Here is a 1,713-nt window from a genome sequence, read left to right as displayed (position 1 = left end):
CGCCCTGAAGCGTTCGCCCTCGAAATCCAACATTGACCATGATCGCAAGGTCGCATAATCTATGCCGCACCCGCCGTCCCAACCTTCAACTGTCTGTGGGACATTGCCGCTTGTGCTATGCCACTCGCCAATGGACGCGCCAAGCGAATCTGGCGTAGCAAGCGGTGGCAGATCCAAGACCCCGGCCAATCTGACAACCCAGCCCCGGCCGCTTGCGTTCAGCCATCCGAGGAGGGGAACGAGCAGCAAGAGCGCGTACATCGAAACGTGAACCGCCGCCGCCAGAAACCGAAGCCCACCGTGCTGGTCGACCGGACCTGGCGAGCGACGCATTGCAGCCCAGACAAGCCTTGCGGCGAATAGGGCCAACAGTGATGTCCCAATCCCAACGTGCCAGGCGACCAGACCAGCAGGAGCCTGCACTGAGTCAGCGTCCGGCATCAACCAACCCAGACTGAACTGTGCCACCAGAAGCAGCAAACTGAGCCAATGAAGTACCCGGGAGACCGCGTCGTAGCGGGCCGGCATGTCGCCAAAGCGTACTGCGTATTGAGTATTCATTTTTGCCCGAACTAGAACCGAAGAATAAAGGCACCGCTTCCGTCGCCCGAACAGCGAATCGCTCTTGAACGAACTCGCGGCGGAACAGGATGTGCAAATAACCTAGCCGCCAGAACTTGTGATGACCGACTCGCGCAGCGCTCTCTCAGCATTGGGCACCCGCGAAGCCTGCGGCAGTTCTGCCCGTGTGGCCCGACGCCGACAGAATGCTAAAGGCACTCTGCTTAAGGGATACTTAACGGGTCAGGGAGAAGTCAATTCTTATGGGATGAAAAGGGTGTGCAGCGGAAAATTCGTTGCTCCCTGCGATAAGCAGATGCCGACTAGCGCAGAAATAGCGCTGACATCGCTGGCGTTCCAAGCGCCGTGGGTGCTTTTTCGTTAAGGATGAGTTAAGGATAGCTGCCTATTGTGGCTATAAGCACCAGATGAGACGTCGACGTCAGTCCCGAAAGCGGCTTCATGTCTCCGAGGACGGGTCTGACTGTCGGCAATCACCGTCGGACCAGCAACGCGCCTTGAAAGGTGATGTTTCCGTCGTACTGGTTTCGACATAGAGTTCTTCGGTGCTTCAGACGAATGCCTGTCACGCTCCGGGCTTTAATGCGTTTTCCAACGCAATCTAATCGCACCGACTACGACACGTTCTTCGGCCTGCATCCGTTTTTTATGGAGTCAAATCAAATGAAAACGCTCATTTCTGCCATCGTCATCGCCGCATCCGTTTCCATTCCGGTAGTGTCCTTCGCCCAGCAAACGAACGGACCGCTTACGCGCGCGGACGTGCGCGCCCAACTCATTACCGCGGAGCAAGAAGGTTTGATTCATCAATCGAATTCACAATATCCCAAGACAGCTCCCGCGTCTGAAAAGCCAGCAACTGCTTTCGACATATCTGGATATGGCTCCGCCGCTGGGGGCTCATCGCAAACAACTGTAAATCCAATGAGCGCAAAGCATTTGCTCTATTCTCATCACTAGCCTGGAGCTGGTTAGTTGGTTCTGCTTTGGACATGATTTTTAACCATGGCCACCGGGGAATCGGCAATGTCCCACAGACAGTTGAAGGTTGGGACGGCGGGTGCGGCATAGATTATGCGACCTTGCGATCATGGTCAATGTTGGATTTCGAGGGCGAACGCTTCAGGGCGG

Annotated in this window: 2 protein-coding genes; one reads left to right on the top strand and one right to left on the bottom strand. The window is 55.8% G+C overall.

Annotation, left to right across the window (positions count from 1 at the left end):
- On the bottom strand, positions 1-561 hold a 561-nt coding region (locus HV711_RS33165; protein WP_175145681.1), incomplete at its 3' end, for a cytochrome b.
- Positions 562-1,245: 684 nt separating this feature from the next.
- Here HV711_RS33165 and HV711_RS33160 point away from each other — a divergent pair.
- A complete protein-coding gene (locus HV711_RS33160) occupies positions 1,246-1,542 on the top strand; it encodes a DUF4148 domain-containing protein (RefSeq protein ID WP_082201647.1) in 297 nt (98 codons plus the stop codon).
- Positions 1,543-1,713 lie beyond the last annotated feature (171 nt).

Source organism: Paraburkholderia phenoliruptrix (genome assembly GCF_902859825.1).
GTDB classification, from domain to species: domain Bacteria; phylum Pseudomonadota; class Gammaproteobacteria; order Burkholderiales; family Burkholderiaceae; genus Paraburkholderia; species Paraburkholderia phenoliruptrix.
Note: the sequence above shows the minus strand (reverse complement) of the source record. Positions and strands in the feature narration are given on the sequence as shown.